This is a genomic window from Tunturiibacter psychrotolerans, from assembly GCF_051013365.1.
Classification (GTDB): Bacteria; Acidobacteriota; Terriglobia; order Terriglobales; family Acidobacteriaceae; genus Edaphobacter; species Edaphobacter psychrotolerans_A.
Genome location: NZ_CP132941.1, coordinates 4,300,494 through 4,324,869 on the forward strand (window position 1 = coordinate 4,300,494; position 24,376 = coordinate 4,324,869).

Sequence of the window (24,376 nt, forward strand, 5' to 3'; positions counted from 1 at the left end):
TTGGTTAGAAGAGCAGGCGGCCCTGTGCGTTGAGAATCATGGCGAGCATTAGCAGGGGCAGATAAAGAACCGAAGTTTTGAGAAGATTGCGGGCGATCGCGGTGTTGTCTGCATCGTTGGAACTGTGCAGAATGCGGGCAAAGCGGATGGTCGCATAGAGATACCAGAGGCCGAGAAGGGTCGCGACGATGGTGTACGGGAGTCCGGTGATGTGGAGCCAGCTGAGCCAAAGGCTGGTTGGGATCATAAGGACCGCGTAGAAGAGGGCCTGAATCACGGTGCTCTGAGCGGCGTAGCGGGTGTTCGGGAGATTCGGGGTGAGCCGGATTCCGGCGCGGGCGTAGTCGTCGCGGTACATCCAGCCGATGGCCATGAAGTGCGGGAACTGCCAGACGAAGAGGATGGCAAAGAGGGCGACGCCAGGCCACTCGATGACGCCGCGTGCGGCGGTCCAGCCGATGAGCGGGGGCAGAGCGCCGGGGAAGGCGCCGATGAAGGTGTTGATGGTGGTGACGCGCTTGAGCGGGGTGTAGATGGCGACGTAGCCGATGGCGGTGAGCAGCGTCAGGGTGCCGGTGAGGAGGTTGGTGGTGTAGGCGAGATAGAGCGAGCCGAGAAAAGTGGCTGCGAAGCCTAGAATGAGGCCGTGGGCGAGGGAGATGCGACCCGCTGCCATGGGGCGGTCGGCGGTGCGGCGCATGAGGGAGTCTGATTTTCGCTCGAGTGCCTGGTTGAGCGCGCTGCTGCCGCAGGTGACTACCGCGATTCCGATGAGGGCTTGCAGAAGACCTGCGTGGAAGGGACTTATTCCGCTGCGAAGGCTGCCGAGATAATAGCCGGCTCCGGCGGTGATGATGACCATGGTGGAGATGCGCAGTTTGAAGAGGGTGGCGTAGTCGGCGAGCAGCGAGTGGGGCTTCGCGGGAGCGAGGACGTGATCGGTTGTCGCGGAGGTAGCCACAGTGTAAGGATAACGCGGTTTCGGGCGACGCGGCGGGGCGGCGTCGCCCGAGTGGGCGCTATTCGGCAGACTCTCCGTGGGGGGCCTCTACGGTTGCGTTGGGCTGTTTGGCCTGAGGACGGAGGAGTGGGAAGAGGATGACGTCGCGGATCGACTTCGAGTTGGTTAGGAGCATGGTTAGGCGATCGATGCCGATGCCTTCGCCAGCAGTCGGAGGCAAACCGTAGCCGAGGGCGCGCACGTAGTCTTCGTCCATCTGGTGAGCCTCCGCGTCGCCGCGGGCCTTTTCGGCCATCTGCTGCTCGAAGCGGGTACGTTGGTCGTCGGGGTCGTTGAGCTCGGAGAAGGCGTTGCCGACCTCGAAGCCGCCGATGTAGAACTCGAAGCGCTCGACCCAGTCTGGTTCGTCGGGCTTGTTTTTGGAGAGCGGGCTGACGGCCAGGGGGAAGTCGTAGATGATGGTGGGCTGGATGAGGGGCTCCTCGATGCCCATCTCACCGCCTCGTAAGGCTTCGGCGCGGAGCTCGAAGAGGTCGGAGATGGCTTTGCCGTAGGGTGCGCCTTTGTCGAGGACGAACTCTCGAACGAAGTGACAGTCCGCGCCGAGGCGATTGAGAGCTCGATCGAAGGAGGATTTTTCGGGATCGGCAAACTTCTCGCCTTCATTCACGAGTGCCCTGAACTTCGCATCCGACGAAAAATCTTCCATAGTCGGCTGGACGGGTGCGTTCGGCGGCCACCACTTCATGATTGCTTCGCGCATGGAGAGTTTCGTCCATTTGCCTAGATCGATCTCGTGGCCATTGAAGTGGGTGATCGTGGTTCCATTGACTTCGTTGGCGACATAGATGATGAGTTCTTCGCTGAGTTTCATCAGGTCGTGATAGTTCGCGTAGGCCTGGTAGAACTCGAGCATGGTGAACTCGGGGTTGTGGCGGGTGCTGATGCCTTCGTTGCGGAAGTTGCGGTTGATCTCGTAGACGCGGTCCATACCGCCGACGACGAGGCGCTTGAGGTAGAGCTCGGGCGCGATGCGGAGGAAGAGGTCGAGGTCGAGCGCGTTGTGATGCGTGGTGAAGGGCTGAGCGGCTGCGCCTCCGGCTACCTGATGCATCATGGGGGTTTCGACTTCAAGGTAGCTGCGCTGGTCAAAGAATTTGCGGATGGCGCGCAGGATGGCGGCACGCTTGACGAAGACTTCGCGGACGTTCGGGGTCTCTGGTTCGGTCGGTTCGGTTTGCGCTTCGCTTGAGGCGGAGTGTTTGGATGCGCCGGTGTTCATGAAGAGGTCAACGTAGCGCTGGCGATAGCGGAGTTCGGTGTCTTCGAGGCCATGGTACTTGTCGGGTAGGGCGAGCATTGCCTTGGTGAGGAAGGTTATGGCGGGTAGGTTGTCGAAGCTGCCGACGTGGACGGTGAGCTCGCCGGTGCGAGTGCGAAAGAGGCGGCCGCGAACACCGATGTGGTCACCGAGATCCAGGAGTTTATAGAGCGCGAAGGTGTTTTCTCCGACGTCGTCTTTGCGGACGTAGATCTGAAAACGCTGGCCACCTTGCTGGAGTTGCGCGAATCCCGCTTTGCCCTGGACGCGAATGGCCATGATGCGGCCGGCAACGCTCACGTTGATGTGATCCGCTTCGAACTGTTCGGCGGTCAGGGAGTCGTAGGCGGCGCGAAGCTCCGGAATGGTATGGCTGAAGGCGTAGTGATTCGGGTAGGTCGCGTCGGCGTGACTGAGGCCATCGAGCTGGCCGAGGGCGGCAATCTGCTGGAGCTTCTCGCGGCGCTGCTGGTAAAGATTCTTTTCAAATTCAGACTCGTACACAGGGATTCCTTTAGCTTGATGTTGCGGACATCTCAGTATAGCGAGGCGTGCCTGGAGGATCTTCTCGAGAGAGAAGTGTGTGCCACGTTGGGGGCGTGCGTGGTGTAATAGTCTGCTATGGCGGATGAGGGATCAGGTAAGAGCGGCAATGGCGCGGCAGGTGGAGGGAAGGGTGCGCTCGGCGAGCTGGTGAAGGCGGAGTCGATGATTCAGCTGGCGGTTGCGCTGCCGGCTGGATGCGTGATCGGGTGGCTGGTGGGGAGCTGGCTGGATCGGCACCTTCATCAAAGCTGGATTTCGATTGTGGGAATTCTGCTGGGGGCTGCGGCGGGTTTTGTGCAAATCTTCAGGACGGCATCGCGGTACATCAAGCGTGGATAACGGGTCGGACGAGGGTGATTTTGTGAGAACGTTGGAGAGCTTCAGCGACGCGGACTTCAAGCGGACGATCTGGAGTGCGTTGCGGTTGCTGGTGGTGATTACTGCGATTGCGGCCCCGGTGATCTGGTGGAAGATGGGATGGCAGTCCGCGGTATTGCTGCTGGTGGGATCGTTGATCTCGGGGTCGGGCTTGTTCGAGTGGCTGCGGCTGATGACTGCCGTGATGGTGAGGATGGACGGCGGGGGCAAAGCGAAGCCGATGGGACTGATTTTGTTCGGTTTCTTCCTGCGCCTGGGGCTGACCGTGGTGCTGCTTTATGTTAGCCTTAAGATTCTGAATGGTTCGGTCTACGCGCTTGCCGCTGGCCTCGCTCTGGGTGTGTTTGCACTGACGGTCGAGGGTTTGAGGCTTATGAAAGCGTGGACGGTTTAGGCCGGGCGTTCGCAGATTACGTTTCGCAGAAGCTTATTTTTATATGCCAACACAGACACTGTTCACCCAATTTTTGAATCAGCACTTCGGTGCGTTTACGACCTCTTTTCTGCAGACGCTGCACGTGCAGCCGAAGCATCCGGCGTATCCGATTACAGATGCGTTCGCGATGGAGCTGCTGGTGTTCCTGGTTTTGATCGCTTACTTCATCGCGGTGCGGATGACGTTGAGCGTCGAAAAGCCAGCCGGTGTGCAGCATCTGGCGGAGATTACCCATGAGTTTGTCTCGGAGCAGGGCTCGCAGATCATTGGGCACGGGTCCGAGCGGTTTACGAGCTATCTGACGGCTTTGGGTCTGTTCATCCTGCTGGCGAACCTGATGGGCATTATTCCGGGATTGAAGTCGCCTACTGCGTATGCAGTGGTTCCGCTGGGATTTGCGCTTGTCACCTTCGTGTACTACCACTACCACGGTATTCGGGAGAATGGCTGGGCGTACATCAAGCAGTTTCTCGGGCCGGTGTGGTGGTTGTACCCGCTGCTGCTGCCGATTGAAATCATCTCGCACCTTGCACGCGTTCTGTCGCTCACGGTTCGTCTTTACGCCAATATGTTTGCGGGCGATCTGGTAACGCTGGCCTTCTTTTCGCTGGTGCCGGTGGGAATTCCGCTGATCTTTCTCGGGCTGCACCTTGGCGTTGCCGTGGTTCAGGCTTATGTGTTCTTTTTGCTGGCGGCGATTTATCTCTCGCTGGCAACGGCGCACGATCACTAATGCTCCAGACGGCCAAGGCTTTCCAGTCTTCGGCTACTAAGTTTCGCTGCGTTGGGGCCTCCTCTCGCAGTGTGCAACAACGCCGCATAGCGTGAGGGTGCCAGCACGGTGAGCATCAACCACCCACTGGCGGCGTATCCACGGAGGCAGGAGTAACACCATGAAGAAGTTGCAATATCTGTTTATGTCGTTGGCCGCGCTGCTTTTTGCGACGCCGGCTTTTGCGCAGGGCGCTGCCGCTCCAAGCCCCGGAGCCCAGTGGGTTCCTCTGGCTGCTGGTCTTGGCATGGCGCTGGCTGCTGGTCTTTGCGGTCTGGGTCAGGGTAAGGCGACCGCCTCGGCAACTGAAGCGCTGGCACGCAACCCGGGCGCACGTCCTGGAATCTTTATCTTCCTGATTCTCGGCCTTGCGTTTATTGAGTCGCTTGCGCTGTTCACCTTCGTTATCATCTTCTTGAAGGTTCAGTAAGGTTTAAAGTTGTTTTTGGGAAAGGCCTCCGCTTCTGCGGGGGCTTTTCTTTTTTGGTGGGGGTCTCCTGCCGGACGGGCCCGCTGCGCGCGGGGCGGTCACTTCGTGACTTGCATACGCCTTCGGCTGGGCCTCCCGTTGGTCGGCAACCATGATTCCGGCCAACAGGAGGACCGCTGTAGGACGGTGTTATTTCACGTCGTAGTTGAGCTGTAGGTTGCAGCTGTCGGGCGAGGCGGCGCACTCCTGTCGGCCTTGTTCGATCAAGGTGGAGTGGCTCGCATACTCAGCGAAGGAGACTGCTCCACTGGGCAGGATGCCAAGGGCCCCTGTCGCGACAGCGGCTAAGGCAATACCGATCGCTGCGGGGACGCTGATGCGTCGAAGCTGATTGAGGCGTGTGCTCTCGCTGCCGGGGCGGGTATAGACGGCGGCCAGCAGGCGGAGATAGTAGAAGCAGGCGACGCCACTGTTGAGCAGGCCGATGACGGCGAGCCACATGTTCCCGCCATGAATGGCAGCGGAGAAGACGTAGAACTTGCCGAAGAAGCCGCCAGTGAAGGGGATTCCGATGAGCGAGAGCAGGAAGAAGCCGAGCAGGGCAGCAAGGTAGGGCCGCTTTTGGCCGAGGCCGGTGAAGTCGTCGATGGTTCGGGCGCGTTCGTCGTAGCCGGCGATCTGGGTGACGACGGCGAAGGCGCCGACGTTCATCGCGGCGTAGGTGGCGGTGTAGAAGCAGGCTGCGGCGATTCCGTCGAATGGAAATGCCGTGAAGGCGACCAGCAGATAACCGGCGTGGGCGATGCTCGAGTAGGCGAGCATACGTTTGACGTCACGCTGCTGGAGCGCACCGAGGTTACCGATGGTCATTGAGAGTGCCGCGAGCACCCACAACAAGATGGCCCAGCGATGTTGATACGTGGGGAAGCCAGTGAAGGTGATGCGGAGAAGGACGGCGAAAGCGGCGGCTTTGGGTGCGGTCGACATGAGTCCGACGACCGGTGCTGGTGCGCCCTGGTAGACGTCGGGGGTCCAGACATGAAAGGGGGCAGCCGAGACTTTGAAGCCGAGGCCAATGATGATAAGGGCCAGCGCCGTGAAGGCCAGGGCTGGAGTCGCGGTGGTCTCTAGGCCGTGCGCGATGGCGTAGATGTTGGTCGATCCTGTGGCTCCGAAGGCGAGGGCTACGCCGTAAAGGAAGAAGGCCGTGGCGAAGGAGCCAAGGAGGAAGTACTTGATGGAGGATTCGGTGCCTGTGGCTTGCCCCTTGCGGAAGCCGCACATGATGTAGGTCGAGATGGAAGAGATCTCGAGGCCTACGAAGATCATGAGGAGTTCAACCGAACAGGTCATCAGCATCATGCCGACGGCGCCGAAGAGCGTAAGGGCGAAGTATTCGCCGGCGTGGCTGGCGTTGCCTTCGAAGAAGTCCAATGAGCCGAGGAGTGTGACCAGGACTACTGAGGCAATGACAAAGTGAAAGAGGACTGAGAAAGCGTCAACTTGAATAGTGCCGGAGAAGGCATGGATGGTGCCGAACTGGATCTGGTACCAACTGGCGATGAGAGATCCGACAGTGCCGGCAATGGCGAGCCAGCCAAGGGGTTTGCGGCTTGAGCCGGGCTTCAGGCATGGCTCTGCCAACATGACGATGACGCCGACTAGGGTGAGGATAAGTTCGGGAAGGAGAGCCAGGACGTTGGATGACATTTACTTCGTGGCCTCCTGGGCGGCGGGGATCTGCGTCTGGGTATCAGTCGGGCTCAAGGAAGCGGCAGGCTCTACGGGCTGGGGCTCCTGCGCGAGATAGCTGCCTGCGGTGTCGATGGCTCGCAACCAATAGGGGGATGCGACACCCATAGCCAGCATGACTGCAATGAGGGGCCAGAGCGCGAGATGCTCGCGAGCGGTGACGTCAGGGACTGGCACGTCGGCGGTGTTCTCGTTCAGGTCGCCGTAGAAGACGCGTTGAATCATCCAGAGCATGTAGGAAGCGGTTAGGATGACGCCGGTGGTCCCGAGAACCGTCCAGCCGATGTGGTGGGTGACGCTCGACTGCATGGCGCCCGTGAGGACGAGGAACTCGCCGATGAAGCCGTTGAGCATCGGAAGGCCGATGACGGACAGCGTGGTGATCACGAAGAGAGTCACCATCCAGGGAAGCTTGGCTGCGAGGCCGCCGTAGTCGCGCATGTCGTAGGTGCCGTAGCGCTCGTAGAGGATGCCGAGCAGGATGAAGAAGGCTCCAGCACCGATGCCTTCGTTGAGGGTGGCGTAGATGCCGCCGTCCAGGCCGGCGATGGTGAAGGTGAAGATGCCGAGGACGACAACGCTGACGTGTCCGAGTGCACCGTAGGCGGCTAGCTGCTTGAGGTCTTTTTGGACGAGAGCGATGAGAGCGCCGTAGACAATGCCGATGGCTCCGAGGGCAATCATGAGCGGGGCGATGTGGCGGGATTGCTCGGGGAAGATGCCGAAGGAGAAGCGCAGGATGGAGTAGAGGCCGAGCTTGCCGACCAAAACCATGACGGCCGCGGTGGGTGCTTCAGAGATGGCGTCCGTGAGCCAGCCGTGGAGAGGGAAGACCGGAACTTTGACGGCGAAGGCTATCAGGAAGGAGAGGGAGGCAAGCCAGAGGGCAGCTTCATTGCCGGAGATGTTGTGCGTGGCGGCAAGCTGGGCGAGCTCTGGGAACTGAAAGGTGCCGGTGCGCGCGTAGATCCAAAGCATGCCCACCAGCAGGATGGCCGATGGGATGAAGGCGTAGAGGAAGTACTTGATGGCGGCGCGGCGGCGATTGGCGGTGCGGCCAAAGGTGGCGATGAGAAGCGCCATTGGAACGAGGGAGAGCTCCCAGAAGGCGTAGTAGAGGAAGAGGTCGAGCGAAACGAAGATGCCGAGCATCGCGACCTGCTGGAGGAGGAAGAGGGTGTAGAAGAGCTTTTTGCGGTCGCCGATGGTGTTCCATGAGATGAGAACGCCGAGGGGAGCGAGGAAGCCGGTGAGAACGATGAGCCACATGGAGAGGCCATCGACGCCGAGGTGATAACGGATGGCGGGAGAACTGATCCAGGCGGAGTTCTGCTCGAACTGGAAGGAGCCTGCGGCGGCTGAATAGTCGAAGCGCGCGGGCAGGTGCAGGGTGCAGAAAAAGGTGATCAGGGTGACAGCGAGAGCACCCCATTGCATCAACCTGCCTTTGTCGGGCAGCAGGGCCAGCAGGACCGCGCCCGCGAGAGGGACGAAGGTGATGATGGTCAGGATGGTGTGGTCGATATTCATCGTTTCCTTATAGGTGTTGCGAAAGCAAATGCCGAATAGAGCGAGTTCTTCTTAATGCATCCAGATGGAACGGCCAAAGATCATGACGAGCAGGACGGCGGCGGCTCCAAGTGCGAGCCAGCCGGCGTAGGAACGGATATTTCCGGATTGAACGCGGCGAACCAGGGAACTGAGACCTCGTGTGGTGGCGCCAGCAACTGCGCCGGAGCCGTTGACGATGCCGCCGTCTACGAGGCCGCCGAGGAAGAGGCGACTGAACATAAGCAACGGGGTGATGATCACGGCGCGATAAAGCTCGTCGATGTAGAACTTGTTGAGGACAAGGTTGTAGAGGGCTGGAGCGCGTCTGGCGAGAGCTGCGGCGGTGCCGGGCTTCTTATAGTAGAAGAGGTAGGCGATGAACAGGCCGAAGAGAGCGACGGCGACAGAGACGGCAGCAAGTCCTAACTCGGAGCCCTGACTTGTTGTTGCTGCTTCTACGGCGGTGCCGCTGCTGAAAACAGGCTCGAGGAAGTGTTCGATTTCGTTATGACCGCCAAGAGCTGCTGGAACACCGACCCAGCCGCCGATGATCGACAACAGGGCGAGGATGGCGAGCGGGACGGTCATGATCGCTGGCGATTCGTGGATGCCGTGAGCGTGGTTCTCTTCGTGATCCGCGACCATCACGGTATGAGAGTCCGAGTGCGTGTGGACAGCTGCTCCGTGGGCGTGGAGGTCGGTGTGTTCCTCAAAGTGCTCGGGTCCGAAGAAAGTTTTGAACCAGAGGCGGAACATATAGAACGCGGTCATGCCGGCGGTTACGAGGCCGACGAACCAGAGCAGCTTGCCGAGAGGATTGGTTGAGACAAAAGCCTGGTAGAGGATCTCGTCTTTGGAGAAGAAGCCGGCAAATGGCGGAATCCCTGAGATGGCGAAGACGCCCATCGTCATGGTCCAGAAGGTGATGGGAATGCGCTTGCGGAGGCCGCCCATCTTGCGCATGTCCTGCTCGCCAGAGAGCGAGTGAATGACGGCGCCGGCGGAGAGGAAGAGGAGGGCCTTGAAGAAAGCGTGGGTCAGGAGGTGGAAGATTCCTGCGGTGTACGCTCCGACTCCGCAGGCCAGGAACATGTAGCCAAGCTGCGAGACGGTGGAGTAGGCGAGGACCCGCTTGATGTCGTGCTGCACCATGCCGATGCAGGCGGCGAAGATGGCTGTGGCGGCTCCGATGATGGCGACGACGCCGAGAGCGTAGGGGCTGCGATCAAAGAGCACGTGGCAGCGGGCGACCATGTAGATGCCGGCCGTGACCATCGTTGCCGCGTGAATGAGAGCGGAGACGGGTGTAGGGCCTTCCATCGCGTCTGGGAGCCAGACATAGAGCGGAATCTGTGCGGACTTGCCGGTTGCCCCGAGGACAAGAAGAAGGGCGATGGCTGTGATAACACCGCCGTTCCAGTCGGGATTGACGCTGATGGCCTGGAAGACGTGGGAGAAGTCGAGCGAGCCGAACTCGCGAACGATGAGGAACATCGCCAGCAGAAATCCGAAGTCGCCAATGCGGTTGACGATGAAGGCCTTCTTTCCGGCGTTGGCGGCGGAGTCTTTCGTGAAGTAGAAGCCAACCAGCAGGTACGAGGCAAGGCCGACACCCTCCCAACCGACGAAGAGGAGGAGGAAGCTTTCGGCGAGGACCAGGATCAGCATGAAGAACATGAAGAGGTTGAGGTAAGCGAAGAAGCGCCAGTAGCCCTCTTCATGAGCCATGTAGCCGGCAGCGTAGACGTGGATGAGGAAGCCTACGCCGGTGACGACGCCAAGCATAATGAGAGTGAGGTGATCGACGGTGAAGGCGAAGTCGATCTGGAGGCCGGTAATTGCGATCCAGGGCGCGCTGACGACACGGAGGACTTCGGGCGCGCCAGCGGTCTTCATGGTGATCCAGAGCCAGGCGACGAGGATGGCGGGAATCGAAGTGCAGATGAGGGCGACGGCGGTAACAAGCGAGCGCGGAAACTTACGGCCAATGGTTCCGTTGATGAGGAATCCAACGAAGGGCACGATCGGGATGAGCCAGAGATAGTCAGAAGGCATAGAGGTCACGATTTCATCAGGTCGATCTGATCGACGTTCAGTGTCTGGCGAGTGCGGAAGATGGCGATGATGATGGCAAGGCCGACGGCGGCCTCGGCTGCAGCGACCACCATGACGAAGAAGACAAAGATCTGTCCGGAGACCTCGTGCCACATGTGCGCGAAGGCGACGAAGGTGAGGTTGACGGCGTTGAGCATGAGCTCGATCGACATGAAGATGGTGATGAGGTTGCGCTTGATGAGGAAGGCGGCGACGCCGACGGAGAAGAGCGCGGCAGCGAGGATGAGGTAGGCAGCGACGGGGACTTGCGCGGTTGCAAAAGAGTTCATGGGGCTACTGCTCCTTTCGCGCGAGCACGACGGCTCCGAGAATGGCGACCAGGATCAGGACGGAAGTAACTTCGAAGGGGAGAAGAAGCTTGGTGAAGAGCAGGGTGCTGATCTCTGCGATGTTGCTGGTGACGTGGTTCAGATAGCCGCCGATGTTTGAGGAGCCAAGGGCATGGCGCTCTGACAGGAAGACGAAGCTGAGCAGGCAGAAGATCGCGGCGGCGCCTGGGAAGCCGACGATGTATGCTGCGCGGCTGCCGTGTGTGCGCTCTTCTTCGCCGGCGTTGAGGAGCATGATGACGAAGACGAAGAAGACCATGATGGCGCCGGAGTAGACGATGACCTGTGAGGCGGCGAGGAACTCGGCTCCGAGCGACCAGTAAAGGACGGCGAGCGACATCATGACGACGACCAGCGAGAGAGCGCTGTTGATGGGGTGACGCTGCAGAAGGAGATTGATTGCTCCCGCTACGGCCAGCCCGCCAAAGATGAGGAAGAGTGCCAGTTGCATGATGTTCCGCGATTCCTTTTTGGATCTCTTGAATCGTTTGAGACGCTTGAAACGGAGCAGACGGCGTTAGGGGCTATCTGCTGATTGTAAAACAGCTTGTTGCTACCTTCGGTGAAGTTAACTGCGTAAAGCCATGACCAGGCTGGTGACGATGATATTGGCCATCGCGAGCGGCAGGAGAAACTTCCAGCCGAAGCTCATCAGTTGGTCATAACGGAAGCGAGGCAGCGTGCCGCGCACCCAAATATAGAGCAGGAGAAAAAACAGGACCTTGGCGATGAACCAAAGGATGGGAAAGACGGCAGTCAGAAACGGGCCGCCGAAGTTGTCGGGGAGGAGATGACCCAACGGACTGGAAGCGCCGCCGAGGAAGAGCAGGCTCGCCACACAGGCCACGGTAATCATGTTGGCGTACTCGGCCATGAAGAACATGGCGAACTTCATGGAGCTGTATTCGGTGTGGTAGCCGGCGACGAGTTCGGATTCAGCCTCGGGAAGGTCGAAGGGAGCGCGGTTGGTTTCGGCGTATGCGGCCATGAGGTAGATAAAAAACGCGACGAACTGGAAACCACCGAAGACATTCCAGCTGAGCATGCCGTGGGCGCTTTGGCTGTTGACGATGTCACGCAGGCTGAGAGATTGGGCGCGGAGGACCACTCCGACCAGCGAGAGTCCAAGGGCGAGCTCGTAGCTGATCATCTGCGAAGTAGCGCGGAGGCTGCCGAGCAGCGCGAATTTGTTATTCGACGACCATCCGGAGAGCGCGATGCCATACACGCCGATGGAGGTGATGCCGAGGATTACCAACAGGCCGATGTTGAGGTCGGCAATCTGAAAGATATCGACTCCCTTGACGCGGGTGACCTGACCGAAGGGAACGACGGAGATGGAGATGAGCGAACAGGCCAGCGCGATGATGGGCGCGATGATGAAGAGAGGACGTTCCGCCGCGATTGGCAGGAGATCTTCTTTGAGGAAGAGTTTGATGCCGTCTGCCATCGGTTGCATCAGGCCGAAGGGTCCGACGCGGGAGGGTCCCCAGCGGTTCTGGATGCGGCCCAAAAACTTTCGCTCCAGCAGGACTGTATAGGCGACCGCCATCAAAGTGAGGACGAGCACCACCACAACCTTGAGGATACTGAGCAGCAGAAATGTCTGAAATGGGCTGAGGTGGCTCACGGCGGTCGGTTGGGCTCCTGTAGTTGTGTGCGTCTGCTAGTTTAGTGTTTTTTAGTCGGCAGCGGGTTGGATCTGGGTGAGTCCGGTTGGAGGACGAAGGCTCTCGTTGTGCTGCAGGTCGGAGAGCATGGCGGAGTAGCGGCCCAGGGTGCCCGAGGTAAACAGTGTATCGTTCGCTGGCAGGACGAGGTCGCGGCGGCTGCCGATTTGAACGAGGTCGTTGGATGCCGCAGGTTGCAGGTGTTGATCATTGCCGCTGAGCAACTGGAGACGCAGCAGGTTGTATCCCGGGACCAGGCGCTGGATCTCATCGAGAATGGCGAACGGGTCGAATGGGCTGAGCTTCGGCTCCATGTTATTCGCGGCGAGCCAAACGGCGTGGCGGTCTGCTTCGCCGGAGTGAACGCCGCGGGACTGGCCCATGTCGGCGCGAGTGCCTTTGCCGAAGGGAATCAGCTCGCGCATGTTGGCACCCATCTTGTCGGCGATGCGAACGATCATCTCGAAGTCCGTGCGGACACCAGCGCGGTCGCCGGCCTTGCTGACGAGCTGAAGGTCGCCGTAGCTGTTGGTGACGGAACCGGATTTCTCGTAGAGGTTCGCGGCCGGAAGGATGACATCGGCCAGAGCGGCGGTCTCGGTGAGGAACATGTCCTGCACCACGACAAAGGTGTTCTTCAGCGAAGCAGGATCGATGCCATAGCGGGAGACTGGATTCGATCCGACGACGTAAAGGGCCGAGAGATCACCGCGTTCGGCTGCCTCGAATATTTCGATCATGTCGAGGCCGGGAGCGGCGGGAGTGTTGTACTCGGCAAACGTGGTGTTGCCTGCAAGTGGAGTGTAGCCGGGGAGCAGGTCAGGTAAAAGGCCCATGTCGGCTGCGCCGCGAGAGTTGGCGTAGTCGGAGATCAAAGCAAACTTTGCTCCGGGAATGGTAAGGCCGAAGTCAATGAGCTTCTTGAGGTCTTTGCCGCGCAGCTCGGAACCGATGAGGATCAACAGATTTTCCTCGGCCTTGATGGCTTCGCGGAATGTCGTCAGAGCATTGGTGTCGGCTACCGCTTCGTTGGCTGCGACGGCGTCACCAGCGAGGTAAGAGGCTAGGGCACTGTAGCCAAAGGGAGCGAGATGGAGGAAGCTCTTTGCTTGGCGGCGAAGCTTGATCTCGGCGGAGTTCGCGACGTAAAGGCGGCCGCGGTGGTTGCGTACATTGGTGCGGATGTTCCACGCTGTACCGGGAGCTTGAACGGTGGGATCACCGCCAACAATCAAAATCGCTGGTGCAGTGAGAGTTTCTCTGAGCGATGCGGTGCGTCCGGTCGTGCCAGCAAGAGACTGCGCGAAGGAGACGTAGTCGGCGGTGCGGTGGTGATCGATGTTGTTTGTGCCGAGAACGGTGCGGGCGAACTTCTGCAGCAGGTATGCTTCTTCGTTCGTGGTGCGGTTCGAGCCGATGACTCCGATGCTTTTGCCGCCCCGGGTATCGCGAAGTTCGCGGAGCTTCGTTCCGACGTGGTCAAAGGCCGTCTCCCAACTGACCGGCTTCAGTTCGCCATTCGGCTGGCGAACCAGCGGTTGCGTGATGCGGTCTTCGTTGTTGGCGAAGTCGAACGCATAACGCCCCTTGTTGCAGAGAAAATCATTATTGATGCCGGACTTGTCGCGGTTGTCGCCGCGGACGATTTCGCTGCCGTCGGAGGTGGAGCGGACGCCGAGGGTGGTCTTGCAGCCGTCGCCGCAGTGGGTGCAGACAGTCGAAACGTGATTCATCTCCCAGGGGCGGGTCTTGTATCGATATGTTCCGGAGGTGAGGGCGCCGACGGGGCATGCGTCGATGCACATACCGCACTGCTCACAGTCGACATGGGCGAGGTCATCGGGAGACATCTGAGCCGGGACGTTGGGGGCGATTACCGAGGAGCTGCCGCGAGCCTGAATGCCGAGGGCGAAGACGTCCATGCCTTCGCCGCACATGCTGATGCAGCGGTAGCAGAGGATGCAGCGTGGGCGGTCGTAGTAGACAACGGGCGACCACTTCTGCTCTTCGCGGTGATGCTTGGGCTCGGCGTAGAAGCTTTCGGCGGCGCCGTACTTGAAGGTCATGTCCTGCAACTCGCACTCGCCGCCGGCGTCGCAGACAGGACAGTCAAGTGGATGGTTGCCGAGGAGCAGTTGCAAGGTAGCTTTGCGGGCCTGAGCAATCTCAGGCGTCTCAGTCTGGACGACCATGCCTTCAGCTACTGGGGTGGTGCAGGCGGTCTGGAGCTTGGGCATCTTCTCGATGCGGACCACGCACATACGACAGGCGGCCTTCAGCGAGATGCCGGGGTAGTAGCAGAAGGCGGGAACCTCGATGCCGTTGGTCTTGCAGGCTTCGATGAGGAAGGTGCCTGCGGGGGCAGTGAGTTGTTTGCCGTCTACGGTGAATTTTACGTCTGGCATTAATGTGCTCCGACCAGTTGTTCTACGGTGATGATGGGGGTTCCGGCCTTGTTGCCTGCGATGTAGTCTTCAAACTCTTTGCGGAACTTCTTGACGAACGCGATGGTAGGCATGGCTGCTGCGTCACCGAGCGGACAGAAGGTGCGGCCCAGCATGTTTTCGGCGAGATACTGAACGTTGTCGACGTCCTTCTTATTGCCGCCGCCATTGTAGACGCGGGTGAGAGTCTTCTTGATCCAATCCGTGCCCTCGCGGCAGGGAATGCACCAGCCGCAGGATTCGTGCTGGTAAAAAGCAATTGTGCGCAGAGCGAATTCGACGATGGATACGGTCTCATCGAGCACCACGATACCGCCTGAGCCGAGCATGGTGCCGGCTTTGCCCATCTGGTCGAAGTCGAGACCTACGTCGATCTCTTCCGGCAGCATGACCGGGCAGCTCGAGCCTCCGGGAACGACTGCTTTCAGTTTTTTGCCATCCTTGATGCCGCCTGCTACGTCGTAGATTGCCTTACGCAGCGAGTAACCCATTGGAAGCTCATAGACGCCAGGCCGCTCAACGTGGCCACTAATGCCAAACAGGCGTGTGCCGCCGTTGCGCTCGCTGCCGAGCTTCGCGTAAGCCTCGCCACCCATCAGCAGAATGTGTGGGGCATTGGCGATTGTCTCTGCGTTATTAATGACGGTAGGACCACCATAAAGACCGACCACGGCAGGGAAGGGAGGTTTGATGCGAGGCACCCCGCGCTTGCCTTCGAGCGACTCCATGAGCGCGGACTCTTCGCCAACCTCATACGCCCCGGCTCCCGTCTGCGTGATGACATCGAAGTCCACGCCGGTGCCAAAGATGTTCTTGCCGAGAAAGCCCTTCGCGTACGCGTCAGCAACGGCTTTTTCGACGATCTTGAGCAGATAACGGTACTCGCCGCGCAGATAGATGAAGCCGAGTTTGGAGCCGATGGCGAGACCGGCAATCATCGTCCCTTCAATGACGGCGTGGGGATCGTGCAGGAAGAGGACGTGATCTTTGCAGGTGCCGGGCTCGGATTCGTCGCCATTGACCAGGACGTACTTCGGCTTTTCGGACTGCTTCGGGACGAAAGACCACTTCATGCCCGTCGGAAATCCAGCACCGCCGCGGCCACGTAGACCACTGGCTTTCATCTCGTTGATGATCCACTCCGGTCCCTTGGCGATGGCTTCCTGAACAGCCTTATAGCCGTCGAGTTCAACGTACTTGTCGATGTCCGTAGCGCCCATGCCAAAGCGGCGGGAGACTACTTTTACTTCATCGGGATGCGAGACGAGTGTTGGCATTTACTTCACGTCCTTTCCCTGGCCGTCGCGGTACATCTGGAAGAGGACATCCACTTTCTCAGGCGTGAGGTCGTCGTGGAAGTCATAGTTGATCTGAATGGCAGGAGCCCAGCAACAGGCTCCGATGCACTCAACTTCTTCCAGAGAAAAGACACCGTCTGATGTCGTCTCTTTGTGCCCGATGCCGAGTTTGTGTTTGCAGTGGTCGAGGATCTCATAGCCGCCGCGCAGCATGCAGGAGATGTTGGTGCACACCTGCACGTTGTATTTGCCCGCGGACTTGGTGCGCAGCATGGAGTAGTACGAAAGTACGTTGCGAACGTCCAACTCCAGAATGCCGATGCGCTCAGCGATTTCGGCGATCACTTCATCGGAGACGTAGCCGACCTCGTCCTGCGCGTAGAGCAGCATGGGGACGAGCGCAGAGCGCCTGAGAGGGTAGATGGTAACGAGTTTGTCGAAGCGTGCGGCCAGCTCCGGCGAAAAGATCGTATTGGCTATTTCACTCACTCTGCATCATCTCCCGCGCCAGCCGTTCGGCGGCAAGGTCCATCTCTTCGGCGACACCGTTCAGTTTAACCGTTCCATCTTCCTGCATCTCGAAGGTGGAACGACCACCGTCACTCAATTCCATCATCTCGTGCGTGAAGCGAAGCCAGCGGCTTGCCACACGAAGTGTAATCTCTTCAGCCCCAACTTCGACGACTGCGTGATGCTTGCTGTTGATTCCGTGGGCAGCCGCGTAAGAGCGAAGCAGCGATGCCCACGAGGTCCAAAGTTCAGCTCTGAGGCGTGCTTCGAGCATCAGAGGTTAGCGGTCGATCTCGCCAAGGACGATATCGATCGATCCGATGACAGCTACAACGTCTGCGAGCAGACGGCCTTTGCACATGGTTTCTAACGCCTGTAAAGTCGCGAATCCCGGGTTGCGCATATGCACACGATAGGGCTTCGCGGTGCCGTCGGAGACGACGTAGTAGTTCATCATGCCGTGTGGCGCTTCGACGGAGCTGGTTGCCTCACCAGCAGGAACTCCAAAGCCTTCGGTCACTATCTTGAAGTGATGGATCAGTGATTCCATCTGCGTCTTCATCTGTTCGCGATTCGGAAGAATGATCTTGGGGGCATCCGCGACGATGGGCCCTTCGGGAAGACCGTCGAGAGCCTGAAGACAGATCTTGACCGACTCGCGGAACTCCTGCATGCGGACGATGTAGCGCGCCCAGACGTCACCGACATCGGAGACCGGTACGTTGAACTGAAACTTCTCATAGCCGGAGTAAGGCATGTCGCGGCGGACGTCGAAGTCGACACCGGAAGCGCGCAGAGGGGGTCCGGTCACGCCCAATGCAATCGCATCCGCAGCCGAAAGGTGGCCAACGCCCTTGAGGCGGTTCATCCAGATCGGATTGGTCTGCAGGAGGCCTTCGTACTCTTCAACATGCGCAGGGAAGTTTTTGAGGAAGGTACGGATCTTGGCGTAGATGTCCCTCGGCGGTTCCACGCTGAGGCCTCCAACGCGGACGTAGCTGGTCATCATGCGCTGGCCGGCTACCGCTTCGAAGATGCGCAGCAGATCTTCGCGCTCACGGAAGCAATAGAGGAAAACGGTGAGCGCGCCGATATCCATGGCGTGGGTGCCGAGCCAGACCAGATGCGACTGAATACGTGTGAGTTCGTTGAACAAAACACGAAGATACTGTGCACGCTCGGGAATCTCGAGCCCCAACAACTTCTCGACCGCAAGAGCATAGGCGAGATTGTTGGTCATGGGACAGAGATAGTCGATGCGGTCGGTCATAGGGACGACCTGCTGGTAGAACTTCGCCTCGCAGGTCTTCTCGATGCCGGTGTGAAGGTAGCCAATGTCCGGAGCCAGCCCGACGATGGTCTCGCCGTCGACTTCAATGACTAGTCTGAGGACGCCATGGGTCGACGGGTGTTGCGGACCCATGTTGATGATCATGGTCTGGTCGTTGGGGGGAGGGTTCTGGCGATTCCGCGCGGAGTTGGCGATCAAATCGTCGATGCCGGGATTAACTGCATCAACAGGCGTCACTCCGGTAAGTTCTTCAACAGGGGGAGTCATTAGCGGTAGCCCTCCACGGGGTAGTCCTTGCGTAATGGATGCCCTTTCCAGTCTTCCGGCATCATGATTCGACGAAGGTTGGGATGGCCACTGAAGTGAACTCCGAAGAGGTCGAAGACTTCGCGCTCGTAGAAGTTAGCCGAGGGCCATACCGAGGTAATGCTGTCGAGGGAGGGAGCGTCACCATCGAGTCGAACGACGAGACGAATCCGCTGCTTCAGCTTGTGCGAAAGAATACTGTAAGAGATCTGAAACCGCGGTTCGGAGGGGTACCAGTCGACGGCGGTGACATCCTCGAAGAAGTTGTAGCCAGCTTGCTGAACTGCTTTCGTTGCAGCAATGATGTTCTCGCGAGCCACGGTAATGGTGAGTTCGCCTCGGTCGAATTTGGCATCGGTTGCGAGATCGGCGAGAGCCACAACTGCGGCGTTTTCGGGATGCGCCTCGAAGACGGCCTGTTTGCCTTTGATGGCAGAGGCTGGATCGTACATTAGAGGTCCCCTTTATCGGTCGCCCAGTCCAGGATGCCTTTTTTCCAGACGTAGAACAGACCAACAGCAACGAAACCGAGGTAAACGAGCATTTCGTAGAAGCCGAACATGCGGGATCCAGTAATGGCGGGTAGCCGACGGAAGATCACTGCCCAGGGAAGCATAAAGACGGCTTCGACGTCGAAGAGAATAAACAGCATGGCGACCATGTAGAAGCGGACGGTGAAGCGGCCGCGTGCGTCGCCGATCGCGTCCATCCCGCACTCGTAAGCCTGGGCCTTGGTACGTGAGTTCTTGTGTTTCCCGATGAAAAACGAGGCGCCCACCATGCCAACTGCAAGTCCGAGAGCGACCAGGACCTGAAGCACGAGTGGAAGGTAGTTCCAAATGTAGGGGTAACTGTGCATGGCCATCTTCGACTCTAAGATTGCGGCTGGCAAGTGTCAAGCGATTGTCAGGATGGTGTGCGGCTATCGAAGTAATGCTATGTACATATTGATCAGCTGGTTGCCGAACAATGCGCTCACCAGTCCGCCAAAGCAAAGAAAGCTGCCGAAGGCGAGTCTGGAGGTCGCTCCCGCCTTGCCACGTGTTAGGAGAACAGCTCCATAAAGCGCCGCGGTCAGTGTTCCGACGAAAAGCGATAGAATCGCGGGCCAGAAGCCGAGAAAGGCCGCGATCATCGCGATCAGCTTCACGTCGCCCAAACCCATTCCCTCCCGGTGACGGACTGCTCTGTAGACCCAGCGGATGAGGAGCAGGAGAAGGGCTGCTCCGCAGACCGCGGCGATGCGTCCGAAGATGAGGTTCTCGGGGCCGGTAAAGAAAAGGTTGCCGTGGTCGGTTACTCCACCGGGACTGGTGAGCTGGATGTGGTGATTGCTGAGAACGATCTCGTCTTCGTTCGGGCCGAGGAAGAGGGCCTGCGTGCAGACGAGGAAGAGAGCAACTGCAATGCCGCCGAGCGTGAAGGAGTCAGGCAGGGTCATGGTCTGCCAATCCATCACTATGAGGCCTATCAGGAGGAAGCCGAGGATTAGAAGTCCAATCTCTTCGATTCCAAAGTTGATATACCAGCCGGTCAGACCGCGAGGTGGTCCGACGCGGAAGGAGAGAGTCCTGGCGATGCTGATCCCTATCTGCAGAAACCAGATCGCGACGGCGAGCTCGACTATCGGGTAACGCCATGGGATTGGCGCCTTGCAATCGCGGCAGCGTGCTCTCAGAATCAGCCAGCTGAGGATCGGAATGTTGTCATACCAGCGAATAGCAGCGCCACACTGCGGGCACTTTGAGCGGGGATAGACCACCGATTGGTGTTCCGGAAGGCGTGAAATGCATACATTGAGGAAACTACCGAAGAGAAGTCCGATGATTGGGAGCCCGATAACGCAGACCAGCGAAATGGCTTGAATAATGTCAGCTGTATCCACTGAATGAGTATACGGTTTCGCCGCTGTGTCTACAGGCGACACTAAAAGGTGGAAGTCCGAACCTAAGTCTCTTCCTTCGAATACTTTGCACCAAAAAAGTATAGGTAGGTATCGAGGCTAGAAGTCCACGTGCATGCGGACGGATTCGACCAGCACAGGACCGCGGTCCTGGTTGTAGCCAGGATGATCGACAAACTGCAGGTCGAGTGCGTAGTAGAGTCCGCGCCAGGTGTGCATGTTGTAGTAGCTCTCGAGGATGTCCTCGCGGGCATAGTTCAGATTGCCGTCGCCCAGGAGAAAGCCCAGGCCACCGAGCTTCAGATACTCCTGGTGATCTTTCTTGATGGCGTTCGAGACGAATGCCAAGCCAATTTTGTCGTTAGGTCTCGACCACCTGCGGCCGGAGTAGTCGCCGCCAAACTCGACCGTCTGGTCGACTTCCGTATACGCAAAAGACTCATGCTGACCTTCGTTCCATCCGACACGGCCAAACATTCGTATGTCCTCGGTTAGCTCCTGTTCGAAGTTCAACGCGAAGCCGTACTTCACCGCGCTGAACTTCTCGACGTTCTGGATGACCGGTCGTGTGCCTATTCCGGCAAGAAACTCCTTATTGGCGTCACGATACAAACCCATGTGGGCGTGGTTTACGTAGCTCAAAATGCGGATGGTGCCTTTGCGCGCGGGCGGTAGCAGATTGCCCAGCAGGGGCTTGCGGAGCTCGAACTCCCAGTTCTGCCCGCTGGCACGGCGGAGAGCCCAGTCCAGATCGATCCCGTTGGCTACTGTGGGCATCAGCGCGAGCGCGTATCGTGCGGACCAGGTTTTGTCATCGTATTCGCTGACGATGGCGTAGGTGTAGCCGCGAGTGTCGGCAGCGTAGTCCCATGCACCGTTATTGTCGACCGTCCAGTTCATGAACTGAAGGTGGCTGTCGCTGCCGATGCTGTTGATGTCGAGAAAGTCGGGCAGGCTCATCTTGCCCACGTGAAACTCCAGACGCCGCTCCGGCACCTCGGAGGCAAGGGAAAACTGTGTTCGAGCGTTTTCTACCATCTTGTCGGTGAAGCCGATGATCTGGTGAACCTGCGCGCGGGCCATGTAGGGCGTCGAACCAAGGTTGGGATTGCGGACGACGTCGAGATTGGTAAAGCCAGCCAGCCCCAGGGCTTCACTGTCGCCTCGTCCACCTGCGGATTCAAGGTCGAAGAGACCGTCCAGCGCGAACTTCGGGTCACGGATCGCCTGTGCAGCGAGATAAAGCGTGCCAAGCAGAGAGGTCTTATATTCGCCGCGCGGAAGCAGGCTGTTGGGTCCTTGATAGGGGGAGTGAAAGGGCCCGTGCGCCTGAAAGATGATGTTCGCCTGGCCGCCTATGAGGAAGCGCGAATTCTCCCAGTGCGGAAACATTGTCGGCGTCGCGTCGTCATCCGTGTCCGTCGACTGATCCACCTCAGCGGATGGAGCCGGCGCGTCGGGTAGTTTCGTCGGCGTCTCACTTGCGGCTGTATGTCTCTGCGCGACAGCAAAGTTGCAGGCGAGAAACACGACGAGGAGAGCTCGCGCAAGGCGAGCCATTCTGAGAAGGTTTCCTATCATGAAGTGTTAATCTTCAGGCTTGAAGATTAACAGAAAGAGAATGAACGCGTTTCAATGCTATTGCGAAAAAGTCCGGGACTCGATTTACTTTGACTTTGCGCCAACGACGACTAAACCCAACCCTGCGATCAAAGAGACTGTGCTCAGAATTGGAGACAACGGAAGCGTGTCCTGGGTCTTGCGCGATATTTGCACTGGTCCTGCGTCGACAACTTTCTTCTCGTGCGTAAAGGAAAGTCCTCCGGTAGCGTATCCGATGATTCCAAGGACGATGAGGAGAATTCCAACAATGGTTGCTGCCTTCATGCGTTGAACCTTTCTTCTTCGAGCGCGGATTGCGATCTGAGCTGTGATGCCAACTTCGACCTGTGCAGATGCATCGACACCGCGCTTTAATGGAGTGCACTTGCATGCGATCGCACTCCGGAGTAGTCTGCTTTTACACGGGAAAGGAGGATGGTCCAGCCTATGAAAATTGACAGTAATAGTTGCACAACAATACGTGAGGTGACTGAGGCTTAGAGCGTCCATAGCTCTAGTCCTGGCGGTCTTTGTAGTCGAAAGTCCACGCCGAGGCCCAGTCCGAGTATGGACGCCTCAGGTCAATCTCAACAGTTCACCGCCAGACGGCTCGCTGCTCTCTCAAGAGTGCGAGCCGTTTGCGTTTTGCCAGCATCCTAACGGTAGGATATTAACCATGAAACCTCTAGTAATTGCAGGACGAGCCTTTCAGTCGCGGTTGATCGTTGGTACAGGAAAGTACAAAGATGGCGCCGAGACCCAGGCCGCCATCGAAGCCTCGGGAGCCGAGATGGTGACCGTTGCGGTCCGCCGCGTTAACCTTGACCGGTCGAGCGAGTCTCTCCTCGATTTCATCGATCCGAGGCGCTATTTTCTGCTGCCCAATACGGCTGGGTGCTACACCGCCGACGAGGCGATTCGCGCTGCACGTCTTGGGCGCGAGGTGGGGCTGTCGGACTGGGTCAAGATCGAGGTCATCGGCGACCAGCAGACGCTCTATCCAGACGTGCAGGCGACGCTTGAAGCGACCCGGGTCTTGGTCAAAGAAGGCTTCACCGTTTTGCCGTATACCTCGGACGATATTGTCTTCGCCAAGCGGCTGATCGACGCTGGTGCGGCGGCCGTCATGCCGCTCGGTGCACCGATTGGCAGCGGGCTTGGGCTGCAGAACACGGCCAACCTGCGCATCTTGCGGGAGCTTATCACCGAGGTTCCGTTGATCGTAGACGCAGGCGTTGGAACCGCCTCGGATGCTGCTGTTGCGATGGAGTTGGGATTCGATGCCGTACTCATGAACACCGCAATCGCAGTCGCCAAAGACCCTTTGTTGATGGCTGAAGCGATGCAGCATGCGGTTCTGGCCGGGCGCCAAGCCTTTCTTGCAGGTAGAATGCCGCGCAAGCTTTATGCCACAGCGAGTTCGCCGCTTGAAGGGATCTCTCGCTAGTGAGCAACAATCCTGCAGTGGACTCAACTTCGATAGTCCGAAGCTGCCACGAGATGCAGTAAACTTCGCCCATGCGAGTCTTCGGCATCGACTGCGGAACAGAGTTTACTGGCTACGGGGTCGTGGAGGTGGATTGCGAGGCCCGCATACCGCGTCTGGTCCACCTTGCTGCCGGTACGATCCGGCTCAACAAGAAAGAGAAGACACCGCAACGGCTCGCTCAGGTTTATGCAGAGCTGACGGCTCTGATGACCCTGCATCAGCCCGAGGTCATCGCTATTGAAGAGGTTTTCTTTTCTGCGAACGCAAAGTCTGCGCTCAAGCTTGGCCAGGTGCGTGGCGTGGCAATGCTGGCAGCAGCAACCTGCGGGATGCCGGTGGTTGAGTACGCCCCGCTCTCGATAAAAAGCTCGGTGGTTGGTTACGGATTGGCCGCCAAAGAACAAGTGCAGTTCATGGTCAGGCGTCTGCTGAACAACGAAGACGCCTTTGATTCCGCGGATGCTGCAGATGCGCTGGCGATTGCGATCTGTCACATTCATACGGCGCAGACGCTTCAACTACAGGGCGCGCGCTGATGAGGGCAATTGCAAGCATTGTTTTTGGCACGGCACTCTCTTTATGCTTCAACTTCTCGGCTGCGGCTCAAACGTCTGAAGCTTCACCTTCGCTCCCCGCGGCAACTCCGCCTGAGGTTAGCTTTAGGTTCGACCGCGTAGGATTGGCGGTTCCACACTTTATTTTGCGGATTCATGAGAACGGTTCGGGAACCTATCAGGCGGATCAGGCAGAGATTCCAGCAACGCCGACATCGATGCGAGGCCAGGCGGCGCAACACGTCGACCGGCCAATCAATCTGAACTCGAGCACGATTGCAAAGATCTTCAAGGATGAGAGGGAACTGAATCATTTCAACGCCGAATGCGCCTCCAAGGCAAAGAACATAGCCGATACGGGCACCAAGACGCTCACGTACGCCGGTTCGGATGGATCGGGATCATGCGTCTACAACTATTCTGAAAACAAGACTGTTCAATCGCTGACCGACATCTTTCTTGGAGTCGCGTCCACACTGGACGAAGGTCGTAAGCTGGAGTTTCTGCATCGCTACGACCGTCTCGGCCTCGATGCCGAGATGAATTCCTTCGCGGATGAGGTGAAGGAAGGGCGTGCGATCGAGTTGGGGACGATATCGGCGACGCTGGCCGCCATTGCAGACGACACTGCAGTGATTCAGCGCGTTCGACTAAAGGCCGCGAAGATGCTGGAACTGGCAGCTGAGGGCAGCCATTGAAGATTCAGTAAGCTTTTGCG

General features: G+C 58.6%; 25 protein-coding genes. 7 read left to right on the top strand and 18 right to left on the bottom strand.

Annotation, left to right across the window (positions count from 1 at the left end; genetic code table 11):
* Window positions 1-4: 4 nt before the first annotated feature.
* Both cyoE and RBB76_RS18085 read right to left on the bottom strand, forming a co-directional pair.
* Window positions 5-961: a heme o synthase gene (gene cyoE, locus RBB76_RS18080; protein WP_429629088.1), complete on the bottom strand. Its 957-nt coding sequence runs from the start codon at window positions 959-961 to the stop codon at window positions 5-7.
* Between the two features lie 58 nt (window positions 962-1,019).
* The gene (locus RBB76_RS18085) at window positions 1,020-2,786 is read right to left on the bottom strand and encodes a lysine--tRNA ligase (protein WP_429629089.1); all 1,767 of its coding nucleotides are present in this window, start codon (window positions 2,784-2,786) and stop codon (window positions 1,020-1,022) included.
* 117 nt (window positions 2,787-2,903) lie between these two features.
* Between RBB76_RS18085 and RBB76_RS18090 the strand changes: the two genes are divergently transcribed.
* From RBB76_RS18090 to RBB76_RS18105, 4 genes are all read left to right on the top strand, one after another.
* Complete coding sequence (locus RBB76_RS18090) at window positions 2,904-3,167, top strand: AtpZ/AtpI family protein (RefSeq protein WP_429629090.1); 264 nt, start codon at window positions 2,904-2,906, stop codon at window positions 3,165-3,167.
* A 22-nt stretch (window positions 3,168-3,189) separates the two neighbouring features.
* Window positions 3,190-3,600 (top strand): ATP synthase subunit I, encoded by a 411-nt coding sequence (locus RBB76_RS18095; RefSeq protein ID WP_429629091.1) that lies wholly within the window; start codon window positions 3,190-3,192, stop codon window positions 3,598-3,600.
* A gap of 43 nt (window positions 3,601-3,643) precedes the next feature.
* Window positions 3,644-4,375, top strand: coding sequence for a F0F1 ATP synthase subunit A (gene atpB, locus RBB76_RS18100; RefSeq protein WP_429629092.1), 732 nt, complete (start codon window positions 3,644-3,646; stop codon window positions 4,373-4,375).
* A 160-nt stretch (window positions 4,376-4,535) separates the two neighbouring features.
* Window positions 4,536-4,844, top strand: coding sequence for an ATP synthase F0 subunit C (locus RBB76_RS18105; RefSeq protein WP_183975390.1), 309 nt, complete (start codon window positions 4,536-4,538; stop codon window positions 4,842-4,844).
* A 189-nt stretch (window positions 4,845-5,033) separates the two neighbouring features.
* On the opposite strand, the gene RBB76_RS18110 is transcribed toward RBB76_RS18105, so the two are convergent.
* From RBB76_RS18110 to RBB76_RS18185, 16 genes are all read right to left on the bottom strand, one after another.
* Window positions 5,034-6,554, bottom strand: coding sequence for an NADH-quinone oxidoreductase subunit N (locus tag RBB76_RS18110; RefSeq protein ID WP_429629093.1), 1,521 nt, complete (start codon window positions 6,552-6,554; stop codon window positions 5,034-5,036).
* Entirely contained in the window at window positions 6,555-8,126 is a 1,572-nt protein-coding gene (locus RBB76_RS18115; RefSeq protein WP_429629094.1) for a complex I subunit 4 family protein, read from the bottom strand.
* Window positions 8,127-8,177: 51 nt separating this feature from the next.
* Window positions 8,178-10,202 (bottom strand): NADH-quinone oxidoreductase subunit L, encoded by a 2,025-nt coding sequence (gene nuoL, locus RBB76_RS18120; RefSeq protein WP_429629095.1) that lies wholly within the window; start codon window positions 10,200-10,202, stop codon window positions 8,178-8,180.
* Window positions 10,203-10,207: 5 nt separating this feature from the next.
* Entirely contained in the window at window positions 10,208-10,531 is a 324-nt protein-coding gene (gene nuoK, locus RBB76_RS18125) for an NADH-quinone oxidoreductase subunit NuoK (RefSeq protein WP_429629096.1), read from the bottom strand.
* Between the two features lie 4 nt (window positions 10,532-10,535).
* On the bottom strand, window positions 10,536-11,042 hold the full coding sequence (locus RBB76_RS18130) for an NADH-quinone oxidoreductase subunit J family protein (RefSeq protein WP_429629097.1): 507 nt from the start codon (window positions 11,040-11,042) through the stop codon (window positions 10,536-10,538).
* Window positions 11,043-11,159: 117 nt separating this feature from the next.
* The gene (gene nuoH, locus RBB76_RS18135; protein ID WP_429629098.1) at window positions 11,160-12,221 is read right to left on the bottom strand and encodes an NADH-quinone oxidoreductase subunit NuoH; all 1,062 of its coding nucleotides are present in this window, start codon (window positions 12,219-12,221) and stop codon (window positions 11,160-11,162) included.
* Window positions 12,222-12,272: 51 nt separating this feature from the next.
* Window positions 12,273-14,666: a molybdopterin-dependent oxidoreductase gene (locus RBB76_RS18140; protein ID WP_429629099.1), complete on the bottom strand. Its 2,394-nt coding sequence runs from the start codon at window positions 14,664-14,666 to the stop codon at window positions 12,273-12,275.
* Window positions 14,666-15,982: an NADH-quinone oxidoreductase subunit NuoF gene (gene nuoF / locus RBB76_RS18145; protein WP_429629100.1), complete on the bottom strand. Its 1,317-nt coding sequence runs from the start codon at window positions 15,980-15,982 to the stop codon at window positions 14,666-14,668. Before nuoF ends, RBB76_RS18140 begins: the two co-directional genes overlap by 1 nt.
* Window positions 15,983-16,492 (bottom strand): NADH-quinone oxidoreductase subunit NuoE, encoded by a 510-nt coding sequence (nuoE, locus tag RBB76_RS18150; protein WP_429629101.1) that lies wholly within the window; start codon window positions 16,490-16,492, stop codon window positions 15,983-15,985.
* Window positions 16,485-16,787, bottom strand: a complete 303-nt coding sequence (locus RBB76_RS18155) for a transcriptional regulator (protein ID WP_429629102.1) — start codon at window positions 16,785-16,787, stop codon at window positions 16,485-16,487. Before RBB76_RS18155 ends, nuoE begins: the two co-directional genes overlap by 8 nt.
* A 6-nt stretch (window positions 16,788-16,793) precedes the next feature.
* Window positions 16,794-18,071: an NADH dehydrogenase (quinone) subunit D gene (gene nuoD, locus RBB76_RS18160; protein ID WP_429629103.1), complete on the bottom strand. Its 1,278-nt coding sequence runs from the start codon at window positions 18,069-18,071 to the stop codon at window positions 16,794-16,796.
* On the bottom strand, window positions 18,071-18,562 hold the full coding sequence (locus RBB76_RS18165) for an NADH-quinone oxidoreductase subunit C (protein WP_429629104.1): 492 nt from the start codon (window positions 18,560-18,562) through the stop codon (window positions 18,071-18,073). The genes nuoD and RBB76_RS18165 overlap by 1 nt, the downstream gene beginning before the upstream one ends.
* Complete coding sequence (locus RBB76_RS18170; RefSeq protein ID WP_429629638.1) at window positions 18,562-18,969, bottom strand: NADH-quinone oxidoreductase subunit A; 408 nt, start codon at window positions 18,967-18,969, stop codon at window positions 18,562-18,564. The genes RBB76_RS18165 and RBB76_RS18170 overlap by 1 nt, the downstream gene beginning before the upstream one ends.
* Before the next feature lie 63 nt (window positions 18,970-19,032).
* Complete coding sequence (locus RBB76_RS18175) at window positions 19,033-19,995, bottom strand: prepilin peptidase (protein ID WP_429629105.1); 963 nt, start codon at window positions 19,993-19,995, stop codon at window positions 19,033-19,035.
* A gap of 117 nt (window positions 19,996-20,112) precedes the next feature.
* Window positions 20,113-21,573 carry a carbohydrate porin gene (locus RBB76_RS18180; RefSeq protein WP_429629106.1) on the bottom strand — a complete coding sequence of 487 codons (1,461 nt, stop codon included), beginning with the start codon at window positions 21,571-21,573 and terminating at the stop codon, window positions 20,113-20,115.
* 105 nt (window positions 21,574-21,678) lie between these two features.
* Window positions 21,679-21,900, bottom strand: coding sequence for a DUF3185 domain-containing protein (locus tag RBB76_RS18185; protein ID WP_429629108.1), 222 nt, complete (start codon window positions 21,898-21,900; stop codon window positions 21,679-21,681).
* Between the two features lie 391 nt (window positions 21,901-22,291).
* Between RBB76_RS18185 and RBB76_RS18190 the strand changes: the two genes are divergently transcribed.
* The 3 genes from RBB76_RS18190 to RBB76_RS18200 all read left to right on the top strand — a co-directional run bounded on the left by RBB76_RS18190 (window position 22,292) and on the right by RBB76_RS18200 (window position 24,356).
* On the top strand, window positions 22,292-23,062 hold the full coding sequence (locus RBB76_RS18190; RefSeq protein WP_429629109.1) for a thiazole synthase: 771 nt from the start codon (window positions 22,292-22,294) through the stop codon (window positions 23,060-23,062).
* A 71-nt stretch (window positions 23,063-23,133) separates the two neighbouring features.
* Window positions 23,134-23,640 carry a crossover junction endodeoxyribonuclease RuvC gene (ruvC, locus tag RBB76_RS18195; RefSeq protein WP_429629110.1) on the top strand — a complete coding sequence of 169 codons (507 nt, stop codon included), beginning with the start codon at window positions 23,134-23,136 and terminating at the stop codon, window positions 23,638-23,640.
* A complete protein-coding gene (locus tag RBB76_RS18200; RefSeq protein WP_429629111.1) occupies window positions 23,640-24,356 on the top strand; it encodes a hypothetical protein in 717 nt (238 codons plus the stop codon). The genes ruvC and RBB76_RS18200 overlap by 1 nt, the downstream gene beginning before the upstream one ends.
* The last annotated feature ends 20 nt before the right edge of the window (window positions 24,357-24,376 follow it).